Source organism: Mycolicibacterium peregrinum (genome assembly GCF_001665625.1).
In the GTDB taxonomy this organism is placed as follows: domain Bacteria; phylum Actinomycetota; class Actinomycetes; order Mycobacteriales; family Mycobacteriaceae; genus Mycobacterium; species Mycobacterium peregrinum_B.
On the sequence record NZ_LZSY01000096.1, the window covers coordinates 62,519 to 69,564 of the forward strand.

Consider the following 7,046-nt stretch of genomic DNA (forward strand, 5'->3'; position numbering starts at 1 on the left):
CTCCGGGCACAACCTCGCAACATTACAACCGCATCACTTGTCACAGGGGCTGACACGCCTGTCACAATGGAGGGCAATGTTGGACGCACCCGAGCACCCCGAGTACCCCGAGAACGGGGCCCTGCTCGCCGAACCTCTTCCGGACGAACAACCCGCGAGGGAACGGTGGTGGCAGAGTCTTGCGGCCGCGTCGACGCGACGTGCGCTGCTGTTGACCGCGCTCGGCGCACTACTCATCGCGGGCCTGATCACCGCGTTGCCCATGGGTGAGGGATCGAGCTCCGCGCCGGGCGCGATCGCCCTCGGGCCGCGGGGCAACGACACCTTCAATCACGTCAAGCGCGGCGACTGCCTGAACTGGCCCGGCCGCAATCCCGACGCCGCGCACATCGTGGACTGCAAGGACAACCATCGCTTCGAGGTCGCCCAGGCCGTCGACATGCGCACCTTCCCCGGCAGCGAGTACGGGCCAGGTGCGCCGCCGCCGTCGGTGGACCGGATCAAGCAGATCAGCCAGGAGCAGTGCACCCCGTCGGTCCGTGGCTACCTGGGTCCGAAGTACGACCCGAACGGCAAGTACACGATCGGCCTGCTGTGGTCGGGCGAGAAGGCCTGGAAGCAGTCCGGTGAGCGGCGCATGCTGTGCGGGCTGCAACTGCTCGGCCCCGGCGACGGCCAGTTGGAGTCGGCAGGCAAGGTGTCCGACGTCGACCAGTCGAAGGTCTGGGCCGCGGGTACCTGCCTCGGAATCGACGCCGCCACCAACCAGCCCACCGACGTCCCGGTCGATTGCGCGGCACCGCACGCCATGGAGGTCACCGGCGCGGTCAACCTCGCCGAGAAGTTCCCGGGCGGGTTGCCTGCGGAGGGCGATCAGGACAACTTCATCAAGGACGCCTGCACCGCGCAGACCGATACCTACCTGGCCCCGGTCCAGTTGCGCACCACCACGCTGGCGCTGAGCTACAGCACGATCTCACTGCCCAGCTGGTCGGCCGGCAGCCACCAGGTGTCGTGCAGCATCGGCGCCACGTTGGGCAACGGTGGCTGGTCGACGCTGGTCAACAGCGCCAAGGGACCGCTGATGATCAACGGACAGCCCCCGGTGGCGCCGCCTGACATCCCGGAGGAGCGGCTCAACATGCCGCCGATCCCGATGCCCGATGTGGACGAGACCTCGTCGTCGTCGTCGGGTTCGTCCTCCTCGTCGGGATCCGGTTCATCCGGTTCCGGCTCCTCGGGCTCGTCCGGCTCCGGCTCCTCGGGCTCGTCGGGTTCCGGATCGTCGGGTTCGTCGGGATCCTCGTCGAGCGGCCAGCACATGCCGCAGGCCTCGACCACCGCCGCGCCGGCTCCGACACAGGCCAACACCTTCAACCCGCCGCCGCCCGAGCAGGCACCGGCCCCGGCACCTGAGCAGGGCCCCGCGCCGGCTCCCGACGGCGCGGCGCCGCCTGCGGGCCCGCCTCCGGGTGAGCCTGCCCCCGTACCGCCGGCGCCGTAGCCGTGCCGGTGCGGATGAGCACGCAGCGGTTCGACGAGTTGGTGTGCGATGCGCTCGACCTGATCCCTGAGCAGTTGGCGGCCGCGATCGACAACGTCGTGATCCTGGTGGAGGACCGCGATCCCGACGAGCCCGAGATCCTTGGCCTGTACCAGGGCGTCGCGCTGACCGAGCGGGATTCCTGGTACGCCGGCTCACTGCCGGACACCATCACGATCTACCGCGGGGCCCTGCTGGATTTCTGTGACAGCGAGGCCGATGTGGTCGACGAGGTGGCAATCACGGTGATCCACGAGATCGCACACCACTTCGGGATCGATGACGAGCGGCTCCACGAACTGGGCTGGGGATGAGCCGCTTGCGCGAAGACAAATGGCCGGGATGAGCCGCTTGCGCGAAGACAAAGGGCTGGGCTAGGTCGCGGGTTACCCCGCGCGGCAACCGGGTTTTGTCGGTCCGCAGTGCTATCAACGGGCTATGACGATCCAGTGCCGGGAGTGCGCAGCCGGTCTGGAGCATTGCCACGGCACCGTGATCCACCACGTTCGGTACCGCGCGGAATGCACCGACGACACCTGCACCACTCCGGAAGCAGCGCATACGTTCAGCCTCGACTGTGAGTCGGTGGGCTGCCCGTGTGCAAATGACAGTGCCCAGTCGATCCAGCGGGCCGGTTAACCCATCGGGTCGGTTTCGGACTTCACCGCGTCGATGACCGGCGTGGCGTGGGGCTCCGGGTAGAAGGGCGGTGTCACGGCCGCCCACTGAACGCAGCTCCAGCGTCCGTCGGTGATCGGTGCCAGCACCACCGATTCGGTGTTGGCCAGATGGTGATCGAGGGCGAAGCTGCCGTCGACGCCGGCCAGCACGGCGGCCACCAGGCGGATGGCCGCGCCATGGCTCACCAGCACGATGTCGCTCTCGAAGGCGTGGTCGTCCAGGTAGCGAAGCCGCAGCTCGGTGAGCACGGGCACGTACCGGGCCAGCACCGCCTCGGCGCTCTCGCCGCCGGGCATCGGCACGTCCAGTTCGCCCCGGTGCCAGCGCTCGTAGATCCGGTTGAACTCGGCGACGGCGTCGTCGTCGCTGCGGTCCTCCAACTCACCTACCTGAACTTCGTGGACGCCGTCGAATTCGAATGGGACAAGCCCGGTTTCGACACCGATACCGGCGGCGGTCTGTGCTGCGCGCCGGGCCACCGAATGGGCCAGGATCGACGGGCGCTGGTTCAGCGTTCCGGCGAATCTCCGGGCCTGCTCGTGGCCGAGATCGGTCAGGTCGGCACCGGGTGGCACGGTGTCCAGACGCCGGGCGACATTGCCGTGGGACTGTCCGTGACGGACGAGGATCAGCCGTCCGCTCATGAGTCGTCCGTTCCGTCGCGCAAGCCCGCCAACCACCGTGAGGCCTCATCCAGGCGCGGCGGGGGTGCACCCGCGCTCGCTCCGGTCGGCCAGGAACCTAGATATCGCACATCGGTACAACGTCGATAGAGCGCTTTGAGTGCCTCGGCCACCGGATCGTCGTCGATGTGTCCGACGCAGTCCAGGAAGAACATGTAGGTGCCCAGCTCGGTTCGCGTGGGCCGGGATTCGATCCGGGTCAGGTCGATGTCGCGGATCGAGAATTCGGTCATGGCCGTGACCAGGGCGCCTGGGGTGTTGTCCAGCCGAAGGACCACCGAGGTCCGATCGGCGCCGGTGGCTGCGGGCGGCGCACCGGGCGGGCCTGCCAGGACGAAGCGGGTGCGGGCGTTGGCCTCGTCGACCACGTCGGCGGCGAAGATGTCCAGGCCGCAGCGCTCGGCGGCCAACCGTGTGCTCACCCCGGCGTCGGCCCGGCCCTCGGCCACCTCGTGTGCGGCGGCGGCATTGGACGTGGCCGGGACGATGTCGGCATCGGGCAGGTTGGCGGCCAGCCACCGACGCACCTGCGCCAGCGCCACCGGGAAGGCCGCGACGGTCTGCACGGGCCCGCTGTGCCCTGGCCGCGTCACGATGGTGAACGCAACGTCGAGAGTCAGCTCGGCATAGACCTGTAGCGGCTTCCCGACCGCGAGGCTGTCCAGGGTCGGCAGCACCGACCCTTCGATCGAATTCTCGATCGGTACGCACGCGTAATCGGCCGAGCCGTCCCGCACCGCAGCCAGCGCGCCCGGGGTGCTCTCGGTCAGAACCGGGGTGAAGCGGGCGCTGCCGTCGCCGGTCGCCGGCGACAGTCCGGGCACCAATTCATGGGCCACCATCTGCAGTAACGCCACTTCGGTAAAGGTTCCCTCGGGCCCGAGGTAGGCGATGCGCGGCACCTCCCAACCCTATCGGGTCGGCGTCTGCGTCATCGGTTGATGACGCCCGGCGGGCGTTTCACGGAAGCCTTGCCCGCCGGGCACCTTCCAGTTAAGTTAGGCTTACCTCACCTAAGTTCCTCACCTAGTTTCGAAGGCGGCGAGATGGCCATAGCGACACCGACGACAGCCGAGCGGATCCGCAGCGCATGTGCACGGGGCGGCGGCGCCATGGTCGCGGTCGAGGGCATCGAACCCGTCGCCTCACCCGTCCATCACCTGCTCGACGACGGCTCGTTCGCGATCACCGTCCCCGAGAACGGCCCCTTGGCCGGCATGGCGATGGCGGCCGGTTCGGCAGGGGTGCAGGCCGTGCTGGAGATGACCGACTACGCGCCGCTCCCGTTGCGCGAACCCGTGCGCTCCCTGGTGTGGATCCGCGGCCGCCTACAGCACGTGCCGACCGACGCGGTTCCGGCGCTGCTCGACCTGGTCGCCGCCGAGAACCCGAATCCAGCTCTGCTGCAGGTGAACTCCAAGCCCCAGCCGAACGACGACCAGGACAACGACAACCACGCCCTGATGCGCCTGGAGATCGAGTCCGTGGTCGTGGCCGACGCCACCGGCGCCGAGTCGGTCGGTCTCGGAGCACTGCTGCAGGCGCGGCCCGACCCGTTCTGCGCGATGGAATCCGGATGGCTGCAGCACATGGAGTCCGCCCACCGCGATGTGGTGGAACGCCTGGCCACCCGGTTGCCGATGACACTGCGCACGGGGCGGGTCCGACCGCTGGGCCTGGACCGCTACGGGGTGCAACTGCGGGTGGAAAACGAACACGGCGATCACGACGTCCGGTTGCCGTTCCCCAAGCCGGTCGACGACGTCACCGGCCTGAGCCAGGCCATCCGGATATTGATGGGCTGCCCATTCCTCAACGGCCTGCGCGCGCGCCGGATCTGACCCGCACGATCCGCCGCACCGCCGGGGCGCCGCTACCGTAGCTTCGGTGACCGGGCCCAACGATCAACTCGAGCCGCAACGCCGCACGCTCAAGATCGAGATCGCCGTCGTGCTCGCGGTGACCTTCGGGCTCAGCGCGTACACCGCGTTCCTCCGGCTCATCGAAGCGGTGCTGCTCGGACTGTCGGGGCAGACCGTCGCGCTCAACCCCAAGCGCTCCCCGTTCGACCTGATCGACCTCGGCCTGCACCTGGCCGTGATCCTGCAGCTGCTGGCCTGGGGAGCATTGGCCCTGTACCTGCTGTGGCGCAGCGGTTTCGGGCCGTCCAAGAACGGCCTGTCCCGTCCGCAGTGGCGCGCCGACGGATTGGGCGGACTCGGTCTGGCCCTGCTCATCGGCCTGCCCGGGTTGGGGTTCTATGTGCTGGCCCGAGTGCTGGGCCTGAGCGCCGACGTGGAACCGGCCGAGTTGTATGACACGTGGTGGCGCATCCCGGTGCTGCTCGGTGTGGCGTTCGCCAACGGCTGGGCCGAAGAGATCATCGTGGTGGGGTTCCTGCTCACCCGGCTGCGTCAACTCGACGTCAGCCCGGGCCGGGCCCTGATCATCTCCAGTCTGCTGCGCGGCGCGTATCACCTGTATCAGGGTTACAGCGCGGGGCTGGGCAATGTGGTGATGGGCCTGGTTTTCGGCTACGCCTGGCAGCGCACCGGACGGCTGTGGCCGCTGATCATCGCCCACACCCTGATCGACGCGGTGGCATTCGTCGGCTACGCGCTGGTGGCGGATCATCTCAGTTGGCTGCATTGACGCCTGCGGCACGTACATTTCTGCTGTGGACGACTTCACCGCCTCGGGCGGACCTCGCGACCCGCGCTCGCGGCGTCCGGGACCGCGCCGCCGCGACAACGAACCGTCCCAGGTGATCCGGCGCGACCCGAACTACCGCCCGGCCTGGCCGCCGAATCCGCCGACGCCGCCACGAACCCCGCCGCCGAACACGACCAGCCCGCCGGCGGTCTGCTCCAGGCCGTACAACTCACCGCCGGGCTGGCAGATGTCCATCAGCGCGCTGGTGGGCAGGTTCATCATGACCGCGGTGCGGGCCTTGCGGATCGAGATGTCGATGCTGGCCTTGATCGCACCGTCCATCCGCACGAAAGCCACCAGATGACCTCCGTCGTCGACCACGGCGATGTTCATCGGCTGGCCGATCTCCTCCGCCTTCACGACGGCGGCGTCGATCACCTTCTGCGCGGTCGGCAGCGGCAGCGATGTCATGTGTGTCCCATCAGGTAGACCGCGAACGTGAGCTTGTGTGCGAGATTTGCGGGTTTCTTCGCACACAAGCTCACGTTCGGCGGTGGATCAGAAGAAGCCCTGGGCCTTGGTGCCGTAACTCACCAACAGGTTCTTGGTCTGCTGGTAGTGGTCGAGCATCATCTTGTGGTTCTCCCGGCCGATGCCGGACTGCTTGTAGCCGCCGAACGCCGCGTGGGCGGGATAGGCGTGGTAGCAGTTGGTCCACACCCGGCCGGCCTTGATGTCCCGGCCGGCGCGGTAGGCGGTGTTGCCGTTACGGCTCCACACGCCCGCGCCCAGACCGTAGAGGGTGTCGTTGGCGATCGAGATCGCGTCGTCGTAATCGGTGAACGACGTGACCGCCACGACCGGACCGAAGATCTCCTCCTGGAACAGCCGCATCTTGTTGTTGCCGGTGAAGATCGTGGGCGCCACGTAGAACCCGCCGTTGAGGTCGCCACCCAGATCGGCCCGCTCACCACCGGTGATCAGTTGGGCCCCTTCGGATTTCCCGATCTCGATGTAGGACAGGATCTTCTCCAGCTGATCGTTGGAGGCCTGCGCACCGATCATGGTCTCGGTGTCCAGCGGGTCGCCCTGGCGTACCGCCTTGGTGCGAATGGCAGCCAATTCGAGGAACTCGTCGTAGATGTCGGCCTGGATCAGCGACCGCGACGGGCAGGTGCACACCTCGCCCTGGTTCAGCGCGAACATGGTGAACCCTTCCAGGGCCTTGTCCTGGAAGTCGTCGGCGGCAGCCAGCACATCGGAGAAGAAGATGTTCGGGCTCTTGCCACCCAGCTCGAGCGTCACCGGGATCAGGTTCTGGCTGGCGTACTGCATGATCAGCCGGCCGGTGGTGGTCTCGCCGGTGAACGCGATCTTGGCGATCCGGTTGCTCGAGGCCAGCGGCTTGCCGGCCTCCACACCGAACCCGTTCACCACGTTGACCACACCGGCAGGCAGCAGATCACCGATCAGCGACATCAGGAGCA

Annotated in this window: 8 protein-coding genes and 1 pseudogene; 5 read left to right on the forward strand and 4 right to left on the reverse strand. The window is 67.8% G+C overall.

Annotation, left to right across the window (positions count from 1 at the left end; all coding sequences use genetic code 11):
* Nucleotides 1-76 precede the first annotated feature (76 nt).
* The 3 genes from A5779_RS14005 to A5779_RS34520 all read left to right on the forward strand — a co-directional run bounded on the left by A5779_RS14005 (nucleotide 77) and on the right by A5779_RS34520 (nucleotide 2,182).
* The gene (locus A5779_RS14005) at nucleotides 77-1,504 is read left to right on the forward strand and encodes a septum formation family protein (RefSeq protein ID WP_064882809.1); all 1,428 of its coding nucleotides are present in this window, start codon (nucleotides 77-79) and stop codon (nucleotides 1,502-1,504) included.
* A 2-nt stretch (nucleotides 1,505-1,506) separates the two neighbouring features.
* Nucleotides 1,507-1,857, forward strand: a complete 351-nt coding sequence (locus tag A5779_RS14010) for a metallopeptidase family protein (protein WP_064882811.1) — start codon at nucleotides 1,507-1,509, stop codon at nucleotides 1,855-1,857.
* 124 nt (nucleotides 1,858-1,981) lie between these two features.
* Entirely contained in the window at nucleotides 1,982-2,182 is a 201-nt protein-coding gene (locus A5779_RS34520) for a hypothetical protein (RefSeq protein WP_064882813.1), read from the forward strand.
* On the opposite strand, the gene A5779_RS14020 is transcribed toward A5779_RS34520, so the two are convergent.
* Together A5779_RS14020 and pheA are read right to left on the reverse strand one after the other, a co-directional pair.
* A complete protein-coding gene (locus A5779_RS14020; RefSeq protein WP_064882815.1) occupies nucleotides 2,179-2,868 on the reverse strand; it encodes a histidine phosphatase family protein in 690 nt (229 codons plus the stop codon). The genes A5779_RS34520 and A5779_RS14020 overlap by 4 nt on opposite strands.
* Nucleotides 2,865-3,809, reverse strand: a complete 945-nt coding sequence (gene pheA / locus A5779_RS14025; protein ID WP_064882817.1) for a prephenate dehydratase — start codon at nucleotides 3,807-3,809, stop codon at nucleotides 2,865-2,867. The genes A5779_RS14020 and pheA overlap by 4 nt, the downstream gene beginning before the upstream one ends.
* A gap of 144 nt (nucleotides 3,810-3,953) precedes the next feature.
* On the opposite strand from pheA, the gene A5779_RS14030 reads away from it, so the two are divergent.
* Together A5779_RS14030 and A5779_RS14035 are read left to right on the forward strand one after the other, a co-directional pair.
* Nucleotides 3,954-4,748: a DUF2470 domain-containing protein gene (locus tag A5779_RS14030; protein ID WP_064882819.1), complete on the forward strand. Its 795-nt coding sequence runs from the start codon at nucleotides 3,954-3,956 to the stop codon at nucleotides 4,746-4,748.
* A gap of 46 nt (nucleotides 4,749-4,794) precedes the next feature.
* Entirely contained in the window at nucleotides 4,795-5,559 is a 765-nt protein-coding gene (locus A5779_RS14035) for a CPBP family intramembrane glutamic endopeptidase (RefSeq protein WP_064882821.1), read from the forward strand.
* A gap of 132 nt (nucleotides 5,560-5,691) precedes the next feature.
* Here A5779_RS14035 and A5779_RS14040 read toward each other — a convergent pair whose 3' ends face one another.
* Nucleotides 5,692-6,030, reverse strand: a complete 339-nt coding sequence (locus tag A5779_RS14040) for a GlcG/HbpS family heme-binding protein (RefSeq protein WP_064882823.1) — start codon at nucleotides 6,028-6,030, stop codon at nucleotides 5,692-5,694.
* An 87-nt stretch (nucleotides 6,031-6,117) separates the two neighbouring features.
* Nucleotides 6,118-7,046 (reverse strand): annotated as a pseudogene (adh, locus tag A5779_RS14045) (aldehyde dehydrogenase); the annotation flags it as partial.

Excerpts from the sequence above, each read along its gene's own strand:
- A5779_RS14005 (WP_064882809.1), top strand. The coding sequence starts at position 77 with ATGTTGGACGCACCCGAGCACCCCGAGTACCCCGAGAACGGGGCCCTG.
- A5779_RS14020 (WP_064882815.1), bottom strand. The coding sequence starts at position 2,868 with ATGAGCGGACGGCTGATCCTCGTCCGTCACGGACAGTCCCACGGCAAT.
- A5779_RS34520 (WP_064882813.1), top strand. The coding sequence starts at position 1,982 with ATGACGATCCAGTGCCGGGAGTGCGCAGCCGGTCTGGAGCATTGCCAC.
- A5779_RS14030 (WP_064882819.1), top strand. The coding sequence starts at position 3,954 with ATGGCCATAGCGACACCGACGACAGCCGAGCGGATCCGCAGCGCATGT.
- A5779_RS14040 (WP_064882823.1), bottom strand. The coding sequence starts at position 6,030 with ATGACATCGCTGCCGCTGCCGACCGCGCAGAAGGTGATCGACGCCGCC.